We start from the raw sequence: 19,384 nt of genomic DNA on the forward strand, positions 1-19,384 counted from the left end.
GTGTTTCATAGTGTTTCGGTGGTCATAGCGTGAGGGAAACGCCCGGTTACATTTCGAACCCGGAAGCTAAGCCTTACAGCGCCGATGGTACTGCAAGGGGGACCCTGTGGGAGAGTAGGACGCCGCCGAACAATTATTGAGGGAAACCCCGCATCTTCGGATGCGGGGTTTTCTGCGTTTAGGGTTCACGTATGCGCTATGACCTGGTGATCTTCGACAACGACGGCGTTCTCGTCGACAGCGAGCCTCTCTCCAACCGGCTCCTGGCGGCGTATCTCACCGAGCTCGGACATCCGACCTCGTACGAGGACTCCCTGCGCGACTACATGGGCGCCGCCATGCACCGCGTGCACGACCTGGTGGCGGAGCGGACCGGGCAGCGGTTGCCGGGTGACTTCGACGACGTCTTCCACGGTCGGGTGTTCGCCGCGTTCGAGCGGGAGTTGAAGGCGGTGCCCGGTGCTGTGGACGTACTCGGGAAGCTGGTGGCGGAGGGCGTGCCGTACTGCGTGGCCTCGTCCGGGAGTCATGAGCGGATCAGGGTGGGGCATCGGGCGGCCGGGCTGGAACGGTGGTTCGATGATGGGCGGATCTTCAGTTCCGAGGATGTGGGGAGGGGGAAGCCGGCGCCTGATCTCTTCCTGTACGCGGCCGAGCGGATGGGGGTGGCGCCGGAGCGATGTGTCGTCGTCGAGGACAGTCCGCTGGGCGTGCGGGCGGCGGTCGCGGCCGGGATGGTGGTGTACGGGTTCACCGCGATGACGCCGGCGGCGAGGCTGAGTGGGGCGACGCGACTGTTCGGTGACATGGGGGAGTTGGCGGAACTGTTGATCTGAGCCGGGACCTGAAGCTGAGGACAATTCATCTTTGGCTGGATATACCCAGCGGTAGCTCGGGGCCCTACGCTCGCCGCCATGACTCGTGTGCTGCGGCGCGGCAGGGCCTCGTTGGCGTTCGGCTTCTTCGCCCAGGGCGTTGCGTTCGCTCTTCTGGTGACGCGGATTCCGGCCATCCAGGACCGGTACGGGGTCTCCGACGCGCTGCTGCCGGCGTTTCTGGCCGCGGTGCCGGTGCTGGCCGGCGTCGGGAGCGTGGCGACCGAGCGGCTGGTGAGGCGTGTACCGCCCAGCTCGGTGCTGCGGTGGTCCCAGCCGGTGGTGCTGCTGGCGCTGCTGGGGGTGGGCGCCGGTGAGCGGATGGTGGAGCTGGCGGTGGCGCTGGCCGCGTTCGGCCTGGCGGTGGGGGCCCTGGATGCCTCGATGAACATGCTGGGGGTGAGCCTGCAGCGGTCGTACGGGCGCAGCATCATGCTCGGGTTCCATGCCGCGTACAGCCTCGGCGGGATCGTGGGGGCGTCGTTGGCGTGGGTGGGGGCGCACTGGGGGCTGGCGCTGGTCGTGTCGTATCTGCCGGTGGTGGGGGTGCTGGTGCCGGCGGCCCTGGTGGGAAGCCGGTGGTACGTCGACGGGGATGGCGCCGAAGGGGTCGAAGGCGCGGGCGCCGGTGAGGCGGGGGGTGTCGCCTTCCGGGCGCTGCTGCCCTTGTGTCTGGTGATGACCTTCGCGTACATCGGGGACGCGACCGTTGCCAACTGGAGTGCGAAGTACTCGCAGGACGTGCTGGGGAGCTCGGAGCAGATGGCGACGGTTCCCTACAACGTCTACATGGTCACCACGCTGGTGGGGCGGGCGCTCGGGGACTTCGGGGTGCGGCGGTTCGGTGCCGTGCGGGTCGTACGGGGCGGGGCGGTGGTCGCCGCGGTGGGGTTCGCGGTGGTGGCGGGGGCGCCCGCGGCGTGGGCCGGGCTGGCCGGGTTCACCCTGCTGGGGCTGGGGTTGTGTGTGCTGGTTCCGCAGGCGTTCGCGGCGGGTGGGAGATTGTTTCCGGGGGCTTCTGATGCAGCCGTGGCGCGGCTCAATATTTTCAACTATGTGGGGTTTCTGATCGGTTCGCCGTTGGTGGGGGCACTGGGCGATGCCTGGAGCTATCGGGGGGCGATGCTCGTACCGATGGTGTTGGTGCTGGTGACACTCGTGTACGCCCGGTCGTTCGCCGCTCAACCGTACCGATACGGTGGCGGGCATGAGCGGCCGCGCACAGCTGATGTGGGACGAGGCAGTAACGGGCTATGACTTCGGGCCGGACCATCCGATGGATCCGGTCCGGCTGGCTCTGACCCGGAGACTGGTCGAGGCGTTCGGGCTGGATCGTGAGCTGGACGTCGTGGCGGCGAAGGCGGCGGGGGAGTCGACGCTGCGGCTCGTTCACCGGGAGGACTACATCGGGGCCGTGAAGGCCGCGTCGGTGGACCCGCGGGCGGCCGACCAGTCCTACGGGCTGGGGACGTTGGACGATCCCGCTTTCGCCGGGATGCATGAGGTGTCGGCACTGATCGCGGGGCAGTCGGTGGGGGCCGCGGAGGCCGTGTGGCGGGGGGACGCGCTGCACGCGGTGAACTTCGCGGGTGGGCTGCATCATGCGATGCCGGCGGCGGCCTCGGGTTTCTGCATCTACAACGACGCCTCGCTGGCCATCGCCCGGTTGCTGGAGCTGGGGGCGGAGCGGGTGGCCTATGTGGATGTCGATGTGCATCACGGCGACGGTGTGCAGGCGGCGTTCTGGGAGGACCCGCGGGTACTGACGATCTCGCTGCACGAGCATCCCCGCACCTTGTTTCCGCAGACCGGGTGGCCGGAGGAGACGGGAGCGGAGGGGCCTGCCGCGGGGTCGGCGGTGAATGTGGCGTTGCCGGCGGGGACGGGGGATGCCGGGTGGCTGCGGGCGTTCCACGCGGTGGTGCCGGAGCTTGTCGCCGGCTTCCGGCCGCAGGTGCTGGTGACGCAGCACGGTGCGGACACGCATTTCGAGGATCCTCTCGCGCACCTGGCGGTTTCCCTGGACGCGCAGCGGGCCGTGCAGGTCGCCTGCCATGAACTGGCGCACGAGTACGCCGGGGGGCGCTGGGTGGCCCTGGGCGGCGGCGGTTACGCGGTGGTGGATGTGGTGCCGCGGTCCTGGACCCATCTGGTGGGAGTCGCGGCCGGGCGGGAGGTGGCGCCCGAGTCGATGATCCCCGAGGGGTGGCGGCAGGAGGTCTACGCCCGTACGCGGCAGTTGGCGCCGTCGCGGATGACGGACGGGCGGTGGCCGGTGGAGTGGCGGGGCTGGGAGGCGGGGTACGACCCTGCGGACCGGCTGGATCAGGCTGTGCTGGCCACGCGCCGGGCCGCGTTCCCGCTGCGGGGGCTGCTGGCCTGAAGCGGCCCGTGCTGGGGTTGCCGTCCTGGGGTTGCCGGCCGGGGGTGCCGGGCCAGGGATCTGCCGGGTCCGCCTGGCAGTGCGGGCCGGCGCCGCCGCTGTGGTGGCGGCTCCATTACGCCAACCGAGCCCCGTATCCCCGTTCCCGCCCCACCTCCCCGCCCAGGTCCGCCACCATCCCCCCATGCCCATCCTCACCCCGCCCGCTGCCCGAGACCGTCTGCGTGCGCATCTCCTGGCCGCTCGGCTGGCGGGTGCCGTGGCGACCTCGCGGGAGGAGAGTCTGCGGAGTTATCGGGGCTTCGCGGCCCGTGATCCGCGCTTGCTGATCGGGATCGATCCCGAATGGGCGTGGACCGAGCGGGATTTGATCGGCCTGATGGCGGACAAGTGCGGGGTATCCGCTGATCCGAGGTGTGTGTCCGGCCCGGATGTGATTGACCCGGAGCTGACGCTCGCCGCTCTGGAGGCGTTCTCCGAACGGCTCGCCGCCGTCGCGGAGCGTGGTGCTCCCGTGTTGCTCGGGACCGGTCACCCGCACCGGTTGCTCGGCTTCTACGGCGCACTGGCGGACGCCTTGTCGGCGGCCGGATGTGCCGTCCTCACACCGGCGAAGGGTCGCTCTGTCGACATAACGACTAGGTTCGGCCTACGCACGTACAACCTTGATTACGTACGAGGCGTCGCGATGGTGCAGGAGCCCGGCGCGCCCGGCCCCGGTTGTGCGACCGGCGCACACACTCATTCCCCGCTCCCGGTTCGAACCGTTCTGGACGCGGTCGCCGAGGCCGGCGGGCCCCTCCCGGAGCTGGTCGTGGGGGACCACGGATGGGTCTGCGGTGCAGGTCAGCTGGGGTTCGAGGCGATCGGCCTGGCTGACACCAACGATCCGGCGCCGTTCGTCGGCGAGGCCGAGGGGCGGGTGGCGGTGGTCATTCCACTTGATGACGCCGTGCGGTCGGATTACTACCGGCCGCTTACCCGCTACGTACTCAATCGGGCGTGTCTGTCACAGTAGGCCGCCGATGGGTGCACCTCTTCCCCACTCGCATCACCCGCCCCTAGTCTGGGGAGTGAGCACGCAGCGACGAAGAGTCACCGGAAGGGGAAGCCGGTGGCCGTCGAAGTCGAGTGCGGAAGGTACAGGTGTGTCATGGCTGCAACTGGAGATCAGAGGCCTCTGAGCGAGGTCCAGTTCCTTACCGTGGCGGAAGTTGCCGCGGTGATGCGAGTGTCGAAGATGACCGTGTACCGCTTGGTGCACAGCGGCCATCTGCCCGCGATCAGGGTGGGGCGGTCGTTCCGCGTCCCCGAGAACGCGGTTCACGAGTACCTCCGTGACAGCTATGTGGGGGTGGAAACGGCCTGACGGCGATCCGGGGAGATCGGCTCAGGGCACTTTCCGGTCTCCCCGCGCACCTCGATTACGACCTCAGCGCTCGGGCGGGTAGGCTAGCCCCTCGTAGGTCGTGTGGGCCCATGGCGCCCAAACACCGAGTGATGAGAAGTGAGCGAGGGTAGTCGTGGGCTCTGTTATCAAGAAGCGGCGCAAGCGGATGGCCAAGAAGAAGCACCGCAAGCTGCTCAAGCGCACGCGCGTTCAGCGTCGTAACAAGAAGTAACCGCTTCCAGAAGCAACACAAGCGGTAGATCGACGCACCGCAACGCCGCGAAAGCGTGGCTGTGGCCCCCCACCCCGTCCGGTGGGGGGCCACACGCATATTCCGGCGAACAGGCCGCTCGCGTATGCCCGCTCAGTGAACGGGAGACTCTGGTCGTACGACCGAGTCTTTCCCGTCACCTGGTGCAGCGGGCAGCCATCACAGCGCAACAACTAACCGCTAGGTTGACCGCAGACGGGAACTCGGCAGCGGTACGAGGGCTGGAAGGAAGGCGCGGATCTTGGGCAAGGTCGTGCTCGTGACCGGAGTGGCCCGCCAGCTGGGGGGCCGGTTCGCACGACGGATCCAGCGGGACCCCGAGGTGGAGCGGGTCGTCGCCGTGGACGCGGTACCTCCCGAGCACCATCTGGGCGGCGCGGACTTCATCCGGGCCGACATCCGGCAGCCCACCATCGCGCGCGTGCTGGCCGAGACGGCCGCCGACACGGTCGTCCACATGGACGTCACCGCGACCGCGCTGGGCAGCGGCAACCGGGCCACGGTCAAGGAGACCAACGTCATCGGGACGATGCAGCTGCTCGGCGCCTGCCAGAAGTCCCCCACGGTGCGGCGGCTGGTGGTGAAGTCCAGCACCAACGTCTACGGCTCGGCGCCCCGCGATCCGGCCGTGTTCAGTGAGACGACCCCGCCCAAGTCGCTGCCCAGCGGAGGCTTCGCCAAGGACACGGTGGAGGTCGAGGGGTACGTACGCGGGTTCGCGCGCCGCCGGCCGGACGTGGCGGTGTGCGTGCTGCGGTTCGCCAACATCCTCGGCCCGAGCGCCGACTCCCCGCTCGCCTCGTACTTCTCGCTGCCGGTGCTGCCGACCGTCCTCGGCTACGACCCGCGGCTGCAGTTCGTGCACGAGGACGACGTGATCGAGGTGCTGCGCATCGCCTCGCACCAGCCGCGCCGCGGCACCCTCAACAGCGGCACGTTCAACATCGCCGGCGACGGTGTCCTGCTGCTCTCCCAGTGCTCCCGGCGGCTCGGCCGCCCCACCCTGCCGTTGCTGCTGCCCGCCGTCACGTGGACCGGCTCGCTGGTGCGTACCCTGGGCATGACGGACTTCTCACCGGAGCAGATCCGACTGCTGACCCATGGCCGGGTGGTGGACACGACCCAGATGCGCGAGACGCTGGGGTTCCAGCCGAAGTACACCACTGCGGAAACGTTTGCGGACTTCGCGCGAAGCCGCGGACCTGGACTTCTGCCGCCCGAGGCCCTTGCGGGGGCGGTCGCCCGCATCGCCGCACTGCCCGTCGCGGGCGGCGGCCACCCCCCGACGCAGAGCGCCAACTGAGGAGCGCATCAACGATGGCGGACGCCAAGGTCATTCCGTTCGACGACGACCGGTCCCGCGGGAGCGCCGCGCAGCGGCCGCCGCGGCGCGGCCGGAGCGGGGGGAGCCGACGGCCCGGCGGGGAGCCCGCGCGGGTCCGGGACGCGGGCGAGGTGGGGGATGTCCAGCCTCTGCCCGGCCGCTCGCGTGCGCAGGACGATGTTCCCGTGCCCGACGAGGAACAGCGGCTGGACGTGCCCGACGAGCAGCGGCTCCCGGACGAGGGCGGCCTGGACAAGCGCCTCGCCGCGGGCCTCGCCTTCCTGCGCCGCCGCCTCACCGGCGACTACGAGGTCGACGACTTCGGCTACGACGCCGAACTCACCGACCAGGTCCTGATGTCCCTGCTGCGCCCGGTGTACGAGAAGTACTTCCGGGTCGAGGTGAAGGGCATCGAGAACATCCCGTCCGAGGGCGGCGCCCTGATCGTCGCCAACCACTCCGGCACCCTCCCGCTGGACGGCCTGATGATGCAGGTCGCCGTGCACGACCACCACCCGGCCGGCCGCCACCTGCGTCTTCTCGCCGCCGACCTGGTCTTCGTCCTCCCGGTCGTCAACGAACTCGCCCGCAAGCTCGGCCACACCCTGGCCTGTGCGGAGGACGCCGAACGCCTCCTCGGGCAGGGCGAACTCGTCGGCGTGATGCCGGAGGGTTTCAAGGGCATCGGCAAGCCCTTCAGCGAGCGCTACAAGCTCCAGCGCTTCGGCCGTGGCGGCTTCGTCTCCACCGCGCTGCGCCAGGGCACTCCGATCGTCCCGTGCTCGATCGTCGGAGCGGAGGAGATCTATCCGATGCTCGGCAACGCGAAGACGCTCGCGCGCGTCCTGGGCTTCCCGTACTTCCCGCTGACGCCCACCTTCCCGTGGCTGGGTCCCCTCGGGGCGATCCCCCTGCCCACCAAGTGGACGATCCAGTTCGGCGAGCCGATCCCCACGGACGGCTATCCGCCGGAGGCAGCCGAGGACCCGATGCTGATGTTCAACCTGACCGACCAGGTCAGGGAGCAGATCCAGCACACCCTGTACAAACTGCTGGTGCAGCGCCGCTCGGTCTTCTTCTGACCGCGTCCCTCGGAGCACCGCGGCGGGGATACGACAAACGGGGGCGCCCCTCTCACGAGGGACGCCCCCACAGCCGCAGGCCCGAAGAACTACTCGGCGTCCTCGGCGTCGAGTCCGAGGCCCGGCAGCAGGCCCGGGAGCAGCGGCGGCACCGTGATGTCGGGCTCGGTGGCCGGTGGCCTGCTCTGGGACGGAGAGGCGCTGCCGATGTCCTTGGGCGGGTCGAGCAGGCCACCGGTGTTGCCACCGAGCAGGCCGTCGGACTCGTCGCCGGTCTCGGCGGACCGGCTCGGGCCGTCGCTGCCGGTGCGGTCGCCGTCCGCGGAGCCGCTGCCGCTGCTGGGCGCCGTCGAGCCGCGTCCGGACTCGGTGGCACCCGTGGCGGGCCCGCTGCCGGGGCCGCGCCGCTTGTTGTCCTCGCCCGCGCCGCCCTGGGCGGGGGGCTGCGGGAGCAGGGACTGCAGCGGGGCGACTTCCTGGTCTATGGCGTCGAACACCGACGACACCTGCTCACTCACATCGCCGAGCTGCACCGGCAGCCGCTCGCGCAGGGCGCCCCAGGCGTCGCGGTGCGAGCGGGAGAACGCGGAGAGCGCCTGGATGGGGCCCAGCGACTCGGGGTCGCGTTCGTACGCCGCGGCCAGCAGCCGACGGCCCTCGGAGGCGTCGTGCGTCATACCGGACAGGGCACGGCGGATCTCACCGAGCGACTCGTGGTCCAGGGGGCCGCTGCGGCCGCGCTCCATCAGCCGACGGGCCTCGCTCAGCCGGGTGGACGCCTGGTCGAGGTACATGTGCCCGCGCTCGTCGTCGCCGTCGGCGAGGCCGAGCTTGAAGTCCTCGATGCCGCGTTTCAGCCCGTACAGCGAGTCCCCGGGGAGGGCCTCCCCGCTGGCGGCGGCCACTCCGCCGAAGGCACTGGCGGCCACACCCACGCTGAGGCCGCCGGCGGTGAGGCCCTTGGCCAGGCGCGTACGCGGGCGGAACTTGCCCAGCGGTGCGGCCCTGTGGGCGCCACGGCCTCGCGCGGAGCGCTGCTCGGGGACGTCGGGCCCGGATGCCGCCGCGCCGCCTCCCTGGAGCATGGCCTCGAACTGAGCGACCAGCTGCGCCCGCTGGACGACCTTGACCTCGGGATCCAGCTCCGGCTTGGGCAACGCGCCAAGACCGGCCGTGAGGGCCAACAGGCGGCCCTGCCCGGTCGGTTGTTCCGTAGCAGCCGGGGCCGATTCCTCGGGCTGCTCGGCCGCCGTGCCCCGATCGGACTGCTCCTCCAGGGCCTGGGCGAAGGCGTTCGCCCGCCGGTGCGCCGATACGTTCGCGATCACTGGCGGCACCTCCTCTCGTCAAGACGGTCGACTCCCCAGGGGGTCCTGAGGGTTGCACGCCCCGGCCACAAGCACACGATCGAGGGATCGGAGTCGGCCAGGGAGTGACCACAGGGAGCCTGCATCCCGCACAACGAGCGGCGCGGCACTTGGGTTACGGACCGAGGAGGAACGGGCGGCGAAGTCAACAGGCTTTCACTGATGGTGAGTTGGGGATTGCGGAGCGTGGTTCTTCGGACGCGGCGCTCAGCGGGCGTCGTCGGGGAGGAGGCGGGCGAGGGTGCGCACCGCGCGGTACTGCAGGGTCTTGATGGCGCCCTCGTTCTTGCCCATCACGCGGGCGGTCTCGGCCACCGAGAGGCCCTGGAGGAAGCGGAGCGTGACGCACTCCTGCTGCTGGGGGTTGAGCCGGCGCACCGCGTCCAGCAGTGCGGCGTTCGAGAGGGACTCCAGCACGGAGTCCTCCGGTGAGCGTTCGACCTCGTTGGCGTCGAGCATCTCGCCGGTGGTCACTTCCAGCCGGAACCGACTGGATTTGAAGTGGTCGGCGACCAGATTCCGCGCGATGGTGACCAGCCATGCGCCGAAGTCGCGCCCCTGCCAGGTGAACGTACCGATCCTGCGCAGTGCCCGCAGAAAGGTCTCGCTCGTCAGGTCCTCGGCGGTCGCCTTGCCGCCCACCCGGTAGTAGATGTAGCGGTACACGGTGTCGCTGTACTGGTCGTAGAGGCGGCCGAAGGCGTCGGCCTCGCCGGCCTGGGCGCGCTCCACGAGGTCCATCATCCGGGCGCTGTCGCTGTCGGCGGCCGGACGCCGTGCGGTGGCCGAACCGGAGGCGCGGCCACGTCTGCCGACCGCGGCGCTGCCGTCGGCCAGTGCGTAGCACGGGCCGACCGGCGCGGCGGTGGTGAATGCGGGGACGGCGTACGCGGTGGGGACGAAGCCGCGCAACAGGTCTTGGACCGTTGCGCGCAGCGTAGCCAGGCCCGAGGCGTCAACCCCGACGTGTGGGTACACGGGACTCCCAGAGGCAGAGCTTCCATCACGTGCAGTGCGGGACCTTTCACCCGTCGTAGCGACGAGAGGGGTACCGGATTGCGTCTGAGGAGAATAACGCTTCGTGCAGGCGCTGCTACGCCCAGTTGCTCAAATCATCGATTACGTCGCTTCTGTAACTGATTCACGGCCGATCAAGTGCCGCAGAGTGACAGGTTGTTGATCGAATGGGCTCGACTTCAGGGTCGGTACGGGGCGTGTTGTGGCCGGGTGCGGGTGAGGGGACTGGAAGGTGCCCGGCGTGGGTACAGGGTCTGGATTGCCCGGCGTTTCGAAAGTGCTCGGCGTTGCGCCTGGGGCCGGGGTGCCTGGACGCTCGGCGCGGCGGAGTGCCCGAACGCTCGGCGCGACGGGGTGCCTGGGCGTGTCCGGGGTGCCGACCTGCGCGGCCGTCGAACGGCCGGCGCGGAGCCGCACGTGCGTACGGCGGGCCGTGGGGCCGCAGGGCCGTCGCGGGTCCTAGCGGCGGCGGCGATGCAGCGCGATCGCCGCCGCGGTCCCCCCGGCGACGGCGCCCACGCCCGCGGCGGCCGGGATCCCGACCTTCGCCGCCTTGCGCCCGGTGCGGTAGTCCCGCAGGCGCCAGTCCTTCTCCCGGGCGTGTCTGCGCAGCTTGCTGTCGGGGTTGATGGCGTACGGGTGTCCCACCAGGGACAGCATCGGGATGTCGTTGTGGGAGTCGCTGTACGCCGCGCAGCGTGAGAGGTCCAGCCCCTCCGCCGTGGCCAGCGCCCGCACCGCCTCCGCCTTCGCCGGGCCGTGCAGCGGCTCGCCCACCAGCTTGCCCGTGTACACGCCGGCCACCGATTCCGCCACGGTTCCGAGCGCCCCGGTGAGGCCCAGCCGCCGCGCGATGACCTGCGCGATCTCGACCGGGGCGGCCGTCACCAGCCATACCTTCTGCCCGGCGTCCAGGTGCGCCTGCGCCAGCGCCCGCGTGCCCGGCCAGATCCGCTCGGCCATGTACTCGTCGTAGATCTCCTCGCCGATCGACTGGAGCTCGGCGACCCGGTGCCCCTTCACGATCGACAGCGCCGACTCCCGCACGTCCTGCATGTGGTCGGGGTCCTCGAACCCGGCCAGCCGGAACCACGCCTGCTGCCAGGCGAACTTCGCGAGGTCACGGGTCTCGAAGAACTTCCGCTTGTACAGCCCCCGCCCGTAGTGGAACAGCGCGGCGCCCTGCATCACGGTGTTGTCGAGGTCGAAGAACGCGGCGGCCTGCGCGTCGCCGCGCACGGGGAACTCAGGCTCGCCACCGCCGGCGACGACGGAGGTGTCCTGTGTCTTGCGCGCGGCCTCCGCCGCGGCCTCGCCTGCCAACACGCTCCGCGCCGTGGCGGAGCGCCTACGGGGAGTGAGCCATCCGAGAGCGGCCATGGCGTGAGCATAGCCATTCCGTTCGGAGGTTCCGCAGGCGCGAGGTTGGAACGCAGTGAACTCTCCGCGTCGGCGCCGTTAAACAAACGGCCCGGCGTGGCGCGAGAATGGCGGGCATGAGCCCGATTTTCCGCCGCAGGTCCGCCACCTCGGGCGTGGCGCCCGCCGCCGCGCCCCAGGAGCACCTCGTCACGCTCATCCGCAAGCCAGGCTGCCATCTGTGTGATGACGCACAGATCGTGATCGAGAAGGTCTGTGCCGACCTCGGTGTGTCGTGGGAGCAGAAGGACATCACCGAGGACAAGGACCTCCACGAGAAGTACTGGGAACAGATCCCCGTCGTACTGGTGGACGGCGAGCAGCACACCTTCTGGCGCGTGGACGAGGGCCGCCTCCGCAGGGCCCTCACCGGGTGACTCCCGAGTAGCTCACGGCCTGACCGGGCGCTCGGTCTGGCTTAGGATCGACGGCGACCTGGTCTCGGGGGCGGGAACTTTTTCAGGAGTGTGTTCGATTGTGGCCCCCCTCTCGCCCCCTCACGGAGTACGCGTGACCCCGGTCACGTTGGCAGGGCAAATCGGACACCATCTTTGTGCACGCGTTCACAAAGACATAGCCTGCATCCGACGGGGCGGTCCGGGGACGTATGACCGCCCGAAGCCCCGCTCTACCCGCAGGAGCACCGTGGCAACTGGCCGAACTCACCGACCGGCGACCCGTAGCCGAGGGATTCCCGAGGCCACCGTCGCCCGTCTTCCGCTGTACCTCCGAGCCCTGACCGCGCTGTCCGAGCGCTCGGTACCCACGGTCTCGTCCGAGGAGCTGGCGGCCGCGGCCGGGGTCAACTCCGCGAAGCTCCGCAAGGACTTCTCCTACCTCGGCTCCTACGGGACCCGTGGTGTCGGTTACGACGTGGAGTATCTCGTCTACCAGATCTCCCGCGAACTGGGCCTCACCCAGGACTGGCCGGTTGTGATCGTCGGTATCGGCAACCTCGGCGCCGCGCTCGCCAACTACGGCGGGTTCGCCTCCCGTGGCTTCCGGGTCGCCGCGCTCATCGACGCCGATCCCGCGCTCACCGGCCGCGCGGTCGCCGGGATCCCGGTGCAGCACACCGACGACCTGGAGAAGATCATCCAGGAGAACGGCGTGTCGATCGGCGTGATCGCGACCCCCGCGGGCGCCGCCCAGCAGGTGTGCGAGCGGCTGGTCGCCGCCGGTGTCACCTCCATCCTGAACTTCGCGCCGACCGTGCTGTCCGTGCCGGACGGCGTCGACGTGCGCAAGGTGGACCTCTCCATCGAGCTGCAGATCCTCGCCTTCCACGAGCAGCGCAAGGCCGGCGAGGAGGCCGCGACGCCCGACGGCGGCGTCCCGGCCGCCGCCCGCAAGCAGTCCGCCGACAAGGGGCCCGACGGGGACGTACCCGCCGTGATGCCGGCATGAGTCTGCTCGTCGTCGGACTGAGTCACCGCAGCGCTCCGGTCAGCGTGCTGGAGCGGGCCGCCCTGAGCACGGACGCCCAGGCCAAGCTGGTGCAGGACACCGTCGCCGCCGAACCCGCCACCGAGGCCGGGGTGCTCGCCACCTGCAACCGCATCGAGCTGTACGCCGACGTGGACAAGTTCCACGCCGGTGTCGCCGAGCTGTCCACGCTGCTCGCCCAGCACAGCGGCCTCGGACTGGACGAGCTCACGCCGTACCTGTACGTGCACTACGAGGACCGGGCCGTCCACCACCTGTTCTCGGTGGCGTGCGGGCTGGACTCGATGGTCGTCGGCGAGGGCCAGATCCTCGGCCAGATAAAGGACTCGCTGGCCCGCGCGCAAGAGCTGCACACGGCCGGGCGGCTGCTGAACGACCTGTTCCAGCAGGCGCTGCGGGTCGGCAAGCGCGCCCACACCGAGACCGGCATCGACCGGGCCGGGCAGTCCCTGGTCACCTTCGGCCTGGAGCAGCTGACCTCCGGCGCGGCCGTGGACAAGTGGGCACGGGGCAAGCGCGCGCTGGTCGTCGGCGCCGGCTCGATGTCGTCGCTGGCCGCGGCGACGCTGGCGCGGGCGGGGGTCGGCGAGATCGTCATCGCGAACCGCACCCTCGACCGGGCCGAACGCCTCGCGCAGATCCTGAACCAGGCCGACGACACGGACGTGGTGGCCCGGGCGGTACCGATGGATTCGGTGCGGGCCGAGCTGACACGTGCCGACCTCGCGGTCTCCTGCACCGGCGCCACGGGTCTGGTCATGCAGGCGGAGGAGATCGCGGCCGCGGTCGAGGGCCGTACCGGCCGCCCCGCACAGGTCGAGGAGGCGGCCGCGCAGTCCCCCGCGACGCCGAGGCCGGACGCACGGCAGACGCCGTTGCCGCCCACCTCCGTGGGGGCCGACGAGAACTGCCCCCTGGACCTGACCGCCCCCGGCTTCTCCGTGATGGGGGAGGCCGCCGTGGCCGGCATGGACGCGGCGACGCTGGAACAGCACGCCGCCTGGGCCGCCGGCAGCGCGCTCGAGCGGCGGGAGGCGGCGCGCCGCACGCCCGAGGTGACGCCCGAGCTGATCACCGCGCTCGCCGCGACCGTGGCCAGCACCGGCCGGATCCCCGAGTACCGCAAGCCCGAGCCGGTCGCCGAGGTGCCGCGTCCCGAGCCGGTCCTGTACCTGCTCGACCTCGCGATGCCGCGGGACATCGACGCGGCCGTGCACCGGCTGGCCGGCGTGCGGCTCGTCGACATCGAGTCGCTGGCCGAGGCCTCCGCGGACGCGCCGATGGCGGCCGACGTCGACCAGGTGCGCCACATCGTCTCCGACGAGGTGGCGGCGTTCGGGGCCGCCCTGCGGGCCGCGCACATCACACCGACCGTGGTCGCGCTGCGGACGATGGCCGCCGATGTCGTGGCCGGCGAGATCGCCCGCCTGGACGGGCGGCTGCCGGGTCTGGACGACAAGCAGCGCGGCGAGATCCGGCAGGCCGTGCACCGGGTCGTCGACAAGCTGCTGCACGCGCCGACCGTACGGGTGAAGCAGCTCGCGGCAGAGCCCGGCGGCGCCGGGTACGCGGACGCGCTGCGCACCCTGTTCGACCTCGACCCCGAGACGGTGGCCTCCGTCTCCCGCGCCGAGGAAAGCATGGAGAAGAACGCACAGAACCGAGGGCCGGCATGACTGAGAAGGCACTGAGACTGGGGACCAGGCGGAGCAAGCTCGCCATGGCCCAGTCCGGGCGGGTGGCGGAAGCCGTGAGCCAGGTGACCGGACGGCCCGTCGAGCTCGTCGAGATCACCACGTACGGCGACGTCTCGCGCGAGCACCTCGCGCAGATCGGCGGCACCGGTGTGTTCGTGACCGCGCTGCGCGACGCGCTGCTGCGCGGTGACGTCGACTTCGCCGTGCACTCGCTGAAGGACCTGCCGACCACGCAGCCCGAGGACCTGGCGCTGGCCGCCGTCCCGCTGCGCGAGGACCCGCGGGACGTGATCGTCGCCCGGGACGCGCTGAAGTTCACCGACCTGCCGCGCGGGGCCCGCATCGGCACCGGTTCGCCACGCCGGATGGCGCAGCTGAACGCGTACGCACGCGGCCACGGGCTGGACATCGAGACGGTGCCGATCCGCGGCAACGTCGACACCCGGATCGGGTACGTCCGCAAGGGCGACCTCGACGCCGTCGTACTGGCCGCCGCCGGACTGCACCGGATCGGCCGGATCGACGAGGTGACCGACTTCCTGTCGGTCGACACGGTTCTGCCCGCCCCCGGCCAGGGGGCCCTGGCGATCGAGTGCGCCGCGGACAACGCGGACCTGGTCGCCATGCTCGGCGAGCTCGACGACCCGTTCACGCGGGTCGCCGTGACCGCCGAGCGGTCACTGCTCGCCGCCCTGGAGGCCGGTTGCAGCGCCCCTGTGGGCGCGCTCGCCGACCTCCTGGCCGACGGGCAGACTGTCAAGGAAATGCGCCTGCGGGGCGTCGTCGGCACGACCGACGGTTCCCGCACGGTGCAGCTGTCCACCACCGGTCCCGTGCCCGACACGCACGACCGGGCAGTGGCACTCGGCCGCGAACTCGCCGCCGAGATGCTCGCCCAGGGCGCGGCCGGTCTTATGGGGGAGCGAGCACATTGAGCCCCACCAACCTTCCCGCCGCCGGTCCGGAACACGGGCACGTCACCTTTCTCGGTGCCGGACCCGGGGATCCGGGACTGCTGACCCTGCGCGCCGTCGAGGCGCTGGCGAACGCGGACGTCATCGTCGCCGAGCACGAGGTGCTCGACGTGGTGCGTACGCACGCCAGGCCCGGCGTCGCCGTCGTGAACACGGAGCCGGGTCCTTCCCCGGACCTCGGTCCGGGCTCAGGCACGCCTCAGCTGACGGTTGTTGACGGTACGTCAGCAACCGTCGGGGCCCCCGCGGTGCGGGATGCCGCACATCTTGTCATGGAGGCCGCGCGGGGCGGCAGGCGGGTCGTGCGTGCGGTGTCCGGTGACCCCGGACTGGATACGTACGCCGCCGAGGAGATGCTCGCCTGCGCCGCGGCGGGTGTGCCGTTCGAGGTCGTGCCCGGTGTCGCGGCCGCGGTCGGGGTGCCGGCGTACGCCGGTGTGCCGTTGCGGGACGCGCAAGGGGCGGACGTCCGGTTCGTCGACGCCCGGACGGCCTCCGACCGGTGCTGGACCGAGGTCGGGGCGTCCGACGGGACCGTGGTCGTGTCGACGTCCCTCGATTCCGTGGCGTCCGCCGCCGGTGAGCTGGTGTCCGCGGGGCGCAAGCCCGACACGCCGCTGACCGTGACGGTCGCGGGGACCACGACGCGGCAGCGGACGTGGACCGCGACGCTCGGGACGATCGCGCAGACCCTGAAGCAGGCGAAGGTGCTGCCCTCGCCGGAGGGCGGGCGGCCCGTGATAGCCGTGGTCGGGGAGCGTTCCGCCGCGGCTCGGCGTGAGCAGTTGTCGTGGTTCGAGTCCAAGCCGCTGTTCGGCTGGAAGGTGCTCGTGCCACGGACCAAGGAGCAGGCGGCCTCGCTCTCCGACCAGCTGCGGTCGTACGGGGCCGTGCCGCACGAGGTGCCGACGATCGCCGTCGAGCCGCCGCGGACGCCTCAGCAGATGGAGCGGGCGGTCAAGGGGCTGGTGACGGGCCGCTACGAGTGGATCGCTTTCACCTCGGTGAACGCGGTGAAGGCGGTTCGGGAGAAGTTCGAGGAGTACGGGCTCGACGCCCGCGCCTTCGCGGGGATCAAGGTCGCCGCGGTGGGGGAGCAGACGGCGAAGGCACTGGTCGCCTTCGGTGTGAAGCCCGATCTGGTGCCGAGCGGGGAGCAGTCGGCGGCGGGGTTGCTGGAGGACTGGCCGCCGTACGACCCCGTGTTCGACCCGATCGACCGGGTGTTCCTGCCGCGGGCCGACATCGCCACGGAGACGCTCGTGGCGGGGCTGATCGAGCTCGGATGGGAGGTGGACGACGTCACGGCCTACCGGACCGTGCGGGCGTCGCCGCCGCCCGCGGAGACGCGTGAGGCGATCAAGGGTGGTGGCTTCGACGCCGTTCTCTTCACGTCGTCGAGCACGGTGCGCAACCTGGTCGGTATCGCCGGCAAGCCGCACAACGTGACCGTGATCGCGTGCATCGGGCCCGCCACGGCCAAGACGGCCGAGGAGCACGGGCTCCGGGTGGACGTGATGGCTCCGGAGCCGTCCGTGCACAGGCTGGCGGAGGCGCTGGCCGACTTCGGGATGAAGCGGCGGGTCGCGGCTCTCGAGGCCGGGGATCCGGTGACGCGGCCGAGTGAGCGGCGGCCGGGGGCTCGGCGGAGGCGTACGACCACCTGACGGGTGCTGGGCGGCGGGCCGCCGCGGGCCGGATGCCTGCGGCGGCCCGCTCGCGTTCGGTGCGGGTGCTGCGGCGCCGTGTGATGGGGGGCGCCGGCGGCGCCCCTGTGGTCGCGGGCGGTCGTGTACCCCGGCCGACGGGGTGTCGGCAAGTGGGGGGTGCGGGCGGGCGTAGCGTGGGCGTATGTCGAAGTACGGATCCTTCCCCGGTTCTCGTCCTCGTCGGCTGCGCACCTCGCCCGTCATGCGGCGCATGGTCGCCGAGACCCGGTTGCATCCCGCCGACTTCATCCTGCCCGCGTTCGTGCGGGAGGGCGTGAGTGAGCCGGTGGCCATCGCCTCCATGCCCGGGGTCGTACAGCACACCCGGGACAGCCTGAAGAAGGCCGCTGCCGAGGCCGTGGCCGCCGGGATCTCCGGGATCATGCTGTTCGGGGTGCCGGAGGACTCCAAGAAGGACGCGGTGGGGACTCCCGGGACCGATCCGGACGGGATCCTGCAGGCCGCCCTGCGCGACGTGCGGGCCGAGGTCGGCGACGAGCTGCTGGTGATGTCCGATCTCTGTCTCGACGAGACCACCGATCACGGGCACTGCGGCGTGCTCGACGAGTCCGGCCGCGTCGACAACGACGCGACCCTGGAGCGGTACGCCGAGATGGCCCAGGTCCAGGCCGACGCCGGGGCCCATGTGGTGGGGCCCAGCGGGATGATGGACGGGCAGGTCGGGGTCATCAGGGATGCCCTGGACCAGATCGGGCGGGAGGACGTGGCCGTCCTCGCCTACACCGTCAAGTACGCGTCGGCGTTCTACGGGCCTTTCCGGGAGGCCGTCGCCTCCTCGCTGCAGGGGGACCGCAAGACGTATCAGCAGGATCCCGCCAACGTTCGGGAGTCGATGCGGGAACTGGCTCTCGACCTGGAGGAGGGGGCCGACATGGTGATGGTGAAGCCGGCCGGGCCCTGCCTGGATGTCCTGGCGCGTGTCGCGGACGCGGTGGACGTGCCGGTGGCCGCCTATCAGATCTCCGGTGAGTACGCGATGATCGAGGCCGCCGCCGAGAAGGGCTGGATCGACCGGGAGCGGGCGATCGTGGAGTCGCTGACCGGTATCAAGCGGGCCGGGGCGCAGAACATCCTCACTTACTGGGCCACCGAAGTGGCCCAGAAGCTGGGAAGGGGCTAGAAGCTCCCTCAGAGCCGGCTGTACTTCCCGATGTCCTCCGTGAACTCCTCGATCAGCCGGGGAGTGAGTGTGGGGCGGGTGTCGGTGATGGCCGTCAGGTAGTCCTCGGTGGTCGCCGGGAGGCCCTGGCGGTGGGTGACCTCCCGTTCGAACGCGGCCTGCGCGCCCTTGCGGGCCGCGAACTCGATGTCGGCCGGAGTGAACAGCTCGCTGGCCGCGACCAGTTGATCGACGTCGATCGCGCCGGCGGTGCCCGCGAGGTAGCGGGCCCAGATCGCTGAGCGGGCGGCCGGGTCCGGCGGGCCGATGGGGATGACGTAGTCGAACCGGCCCGGCCGCAGGAATGCCGCGTCCAGCGAGCGGACCGAGTTGGTGGAGCAGACCAGCAGACGGGCGTCCTGCTCGCGGAAGACGGGGATGAGCTTGAGCAGCTCGTTGGTCACCCCGTGCCCGGGATCGACCGCCTTTCCCGAGCGCGCTCCGGCGATCTCCTCCACCTCGTCGATGAAGAGCAGCACCGAGTCGAGTTCCGCCAGTACCGCGAAGGCCTCGCGCAGTGCGGCGGCCAGTCCCTCGCTGGTGTCGGCCGCCAGCCTGGACGGGAAGAGCTCCACGAAGGGCCAGCCGAGGCGGGAGGCGACGGCCTTGGCGAAGCTGGTCTTCCCGGTGCCGGGCGGACCGAAAAGGATGATCGCCTTGGGCGGCAGGACGCCGTACCGCTCGGCCAGTGCCGGCTCCTGCAGGGGCAGCACGACCCGGCGGTCGACGACCTGCTTCTCGTGGCTCATGCCGGCCATCGCGGCCCACAGGCCCTCCGGCAGCATCCGCCCGCCCAGCGCGGCGAGGACGTCCGCGTCGGCGGCACCCGGGGGCTCGACCTTCTCGTAGTAGGTCAGGCCCTCACGGGAGCGGTAGCCGGAATTCTCCAGCGCGGTCGTCCCCGCGGCCCCGGCGGGCAGCAGGGCGCTGACGTGGCGCACGCCCAGCGCGTGCAGGCGCCGCTCCAGGTCGGCGAGGAGGGCGCTGCCGATACCGCGCTCGCGCCACCGTGAGGCGAGCGCCACCAGGAGGAGCCAGCCGCGCTTTCCGTACGCCTGGGCCATGGCCATGCCGACCAGTTCGTCACCGGCCACCGCCACCACCGCGGGCTGGCCGGCCTTGGCCGCCGCGATCACCTCGGAGACCGGGAAGACCGGGTCCTGGTCCGACCGCCGGCTCTGGTCCCAGAGCTGGATCGCCTGGTCCAGGTCGTCGTCGTGGTAGTCGCGCAGGTGCCAAGCGGGCATCGC

The 19,384-nt window shown here is 71.1% G+C and carries 18 protein-coding genes and 1 rRNA gene; 15 read left to right on the top strand and 4 right to left on the bottom strand.

Annotation, left to right across the window (positions count from 1 at the left end; genetic code table 11):
- Window positions 1-14: 14 nt before the first annotated feature.
- The 9 genes from rrf to ACGF8A_RS26915 all read left to right on the top strand — a co-directional run bounded on the left by rrf (window position 15) and on the right by ACGF8A_RS26915 (window position 7,325).
- Window positions 15-131, top strand: a 5S ribosomal RNA gene (gene rrf, locus ACGF8A_RS26875).
- Window positions 132-191: 60 nt separating this feature from the next.
- Window positions 192-836 (top strand): HAD family hydrolase, encoded by a 645-nt coding sequence (locus ACGF8A_RS26880; protein ID WP_393112473.1) that lies wholly within the window; start codon window positions 192-194, stop codon window positions 834-836.
- 78 nt (window positions 837-914) lie between these two features.
- Window positions 915-2,132, top strand: coding sequence for an MFS transporter (locus ACGF8A_RS26885; protein WP_393112475.1), 1,218 nt, complete (start codon window positions 915-917; stop codon window positions 2,130-2,132).
- Window positions 2,083-3,258 (top strand): acetoin utilization protein AcuC, encoded by a 1,176-nt coding sequence (locus tag ACGF8A_RS26890; RefSeq protein WP_393112477.1) that lies wholly within the window; start codon window positions 2,083-2,085, stop codon window positions 3,256-3,258. The genes ACGF8A_RS26885 and ACGF8A_RS26890 overlap by 50 nt, the downstream gene beginning before the upstream one ends.
- Before the next feature lie 184 nt (window positions 3,259-3,442).
- Window positions 3,443-4,276 (top strand): phosphatase, encoded by an 834-nt coding sequence (locus ACGF8A_RS26895; RefSeq protein ID WP_393112479.1) that lies wholly within the window; start codon window positions 3,443-3,445, stop codon window positions 4,274-4,276.
- Window positions 4,277-4,411: 135 nt separating this feature from the next.
- The gene (locus ACGF8A_RS26900) at window positions 4,412-4,627 is read left to right on the top strand and encodes a helix-turn-helix domain-containing protein (protein WP_393112670.1); all 216 of its coding nucleotides are present in this window, start codon (window positions 4,412-4,414) and stop codon (window positions 4,625-4,627) included.
- A 154-nt stretch (window positions 4,628-4,781) separates the two neighbouring features.
- Window positions 4,782-4,880, top strand: coding sequence for a 30S ribosomal protein bS22 (locus ACGF8A_RS26905; protein ID WP_003948845.1), 99 nt, complete (start codon window positions 4,782-4,784; stop codon window positions 4,878-4,880).
- Between the two features lie 280 nt (window positions 4,881-5,160).
- The gene (locus tag ACGF8A_RS26910) at window positions 5,161-6,222 is read left to right on the top strand and encodes an NAD-dependent epimerase/dehydratase family protein (RefSeq protein WP_393112481.1); all 1,062 of its coding nucleotides are present in this window, start codon (window positions 5,161-5,163) and stop codon (window positions 6,220-6,222) included.
- Window positions 6,223-6,236: 14 nt separating this feature from the next.
- Window positions 6,237-7,325: a lysophospholipid acyltransferase family protein gene (locus ACGF8A_RS26915; RefSeq protein ID WP_393112483.1), complete on the top strand. Its 1,089-nt coding sequence runs from the start codon at window positions 6,237-6,239 to the stop codon at window positions 7,323-7,325.
- An 89-nt stretch (window positions 7,326-7,414) separates the two neighbouring features.
- On the opposite strand, the gene ACGF8A_RS26920 is transcribed toward ACGF8A_RS26915, so the two are convergent.
- The 3 genes from ACGF8A_RS26920 to ACGF8A_RS26930 all read right to left on the bottom strand — a co-directional run bounded on the left by ACGF8A_RS26920 (window position 7,415) and on the right by ACGF8A_RS26930 (window position 11,089).
- Entirely contained in the window at window positions 7,415-8,653 is a 1,239-nt protein-coding gene (locus ACGF8A_RS26920) for a DUF5667 domain-containing protein (RefSeq protein ID WP_393112485.1), read from the bottom strand.
- Between the two features lie 246 nt (window positions 8,654-8,899).
- Window positions 8,900-9,670: an ECF subfamily RNA polymerase sigma factor, BldN family gene (locus tag ACGF8A_RS26925; protein ID WP_393112487.1), complete on the bottom strand. Its 771-nt coding sequence runs from the start codon at window positions 9,668-9,670 to the stop codon at window positions 8,900-8,902.
- A 498-nt stretch (window positions 9,671-10,168) separates the two neighbouring features.
- Entirely contained in the window at window positions 10,169-11,089 is a 921-nt protein-coding gene (locus ACGF8A_RS26930) for an HAD family hydrolase (RefSeq protein WP_393112489.1), read from the bottom strand.
- Between the two features lie 107 nt (window positions 11,090-11,196).
- Here ACGF8A_RS26930 and ACGF8A_RS26935 point away from each other — a divergent pair, with 107 nt between their 5' ends.
- The 6 genes from ACGF8A_RS26935 (at window position 11,197) to hemB (ending at window position 18,095) form a co-directional block, all read left to right on the top strand.
- The gene (locus ACGF8A_RS26935) at window positions 11,197-11,505 is read left to right on the top strand and encodes a glutaredoxin family protein (RefSeq protein ID WP_393112491.1); all 309 of its coding nucleotides are present in this window, start codon (window positions 11,197-11,199) and stop codon (window positions 11,503-11,505) included.
- Window positions 11,506-11,773: 268 nt separating this feature from the next.
- On the top strand, window positions 11,774-12,535 hold the full coding sequence (locus tag ACGF8A_RS26940) for a redox-sensing transcriptional repressor Rex (protein ID WP_393112493.1): 762 nt from the start codon (window positions 11,774-11,776) through the stop codon (window positions 12,533-12,535).
- Complete coding sequence (locus tag ACGF8A_RS26945; RefSeq protein ID WP_393112495.1) at window positions 12,532-14,250, top strand: glutamyl-tRNA reductase; 1,719 nt, start codon at window positions 12,532-12,534, stop codon at window positions 14,248-14,250. Before ACGF8A_RS26940 ends, ACGF8A_RS26945 begins: the two co-directional genes overlap by 4 nt.
- The gene (gene hemC / locus ACGF8A_RS26950; protein WP_393112497.1) at window positions 14,247-15,206 is read left to right on the top strand and encodes a hydroxymethylbilane synthase; all 960 of its coding nucleotides are present in this window, start codon (window positions 14,247-14,249) and stop codon (window positions 15,204-15,206) included. The genes ACGF8A_RS26945 and hemC overlap by 4 nt, the downstream gene beginning before the upstream one ends.
- Window positions 15,203-16,912, top strand: coding sequence for a uroporphyrinogen-III synthase (locus tag ACGF8A_RS26955; RefSeq protein ID WP_393112499.1), 1,710 nt, complete (start codon window positions 15,203-15,205; stop codon window positions 16,910-16,912). The genes hemC and ACGF8A_RS26955 overlap by 4 nt, the downstream gene beginning before the upstream one ends.
- Before the next feature lie 184 nt (window positions 16,913-17,096).
- Window positions 17,097-18,095 (top strand): porphobilinogen synthase, encoded by a 999-nt coding sequence (hemB, locus tag ACGF8A_RS26960; protein WP_393112501.1) that lies wholly within the window; start codon window positions 17,097-17,099, stop codon window positions 18,093-18,095.
- A gap of 8 nt (window positions 18,096-18,103) precedes the next feature.
- Here the strand turns inward: hemB and ACGF8A_RS26965 are convergent, their stop codons facing one another.
- On the bottom strand, window positions 18,104-19,381 hold the full coding sequence (locus ACGF8A_RS26965; RefSeq protein ID WP_393112503.1) for an ATP-binding protein: 1,278 nt from the start codon (window positions 19,379-19,381) through the stop codon (window positions 18,104-18,106).
- Window positions 19,382-19,384 lie beyond the last annotated feature (3 nt).

The organism is Streptomyces sp. NPDC047706 (assembly GCF_043204795.1).
Classification (GTDB): Bacteria; Actinomycetota; Actinomycetes; order Streptomycetales; family Streptomycetaceae; genus Streptomyces.

Coding starts and splice junctions, on each gene's coding strand:
- ACGF8A_RS26880 (WP_393112473.1), top strand. CDS start 192: ATGCGCTATGACCTGGTGATCTTCGACAACGACGGCGTTCTCGTCGAC.
- ACGF8A_RS26885 (WP_393112475.1), top strand. CDS start 915: ATGACTCGTGTGCTGCGGCGCGGCAGGGCCTCGTTGGCGTTCGGCTTC.
- ACGF8A_RS26890 (WP_393112477.1), top strand. CDS start 2,083: ATGAGCGGCCGCGCACAGCTGATGTGGGACGAGGCAGTAACGGGCTAT.
- ACGF8A_RS26895 (WP_393112479.1), top strand. CDS start 3,443: ATGCCCATCCTCACCCCGCCCGCTGCCCGAGACCGTCTGCGTGCGCAT.
- ACGF8A_RS26900 (WP_393112670.1), top strand. CDS start 4,412: ATGGCTGCAACTGGAGATCAGAGGCCTCTGAGCGAGGTCCAGTTCCTT.
- ACGF8A_RS26915 (WP_393112483.1), top strand. CDS start 6,237: ATGGCGGACGCCAAGGTCATTCCGTTCGACGACGACCGGTCCCGCGGG.
- ACGF8A_RS26930 (WP_393112489.1), bottom strand. CDS start 11,089: ATGGCCGCTCTCGGATGGCTCACTCCCCGTAGGCGCTCCGCCACGGCG.
- ACGF8A_RS26935 (WP_393112491.1), top strand. CDS start 11,197: ATGGCGGGCATGAGCCCGATTTTCCGCCGCAGGTCCGCCACCTCGGGC.
- ACGF8A_RS26945 (WP_393112495.1), top strand. CDS start 12,532: ATGAGTCTGCTCGTCGTCGGACTGAGTCACCGCAGCGCTCCGGTCAGC.
- hemC (WP_393112497.1), top strand. CDS start 14,247: ATGACTGAGAAGGCACTGAGACTGGGGACCAGGCGGAGCAAGCTCGCC.
- hemB (WP_393112501.1), top strand. CDS start 17,097: ATGTCGAAGTACGGATCCTTCCCCGGTTCTCGTCCTCGTCGGCTGCGC.
- ACGF8A_RS26965 (WP_393112503.1), bottom strand. CDS start 19,381: ATGCCCGCTTGGCACCTGCGCGACTACCACGACGACGACCTGGACCAG.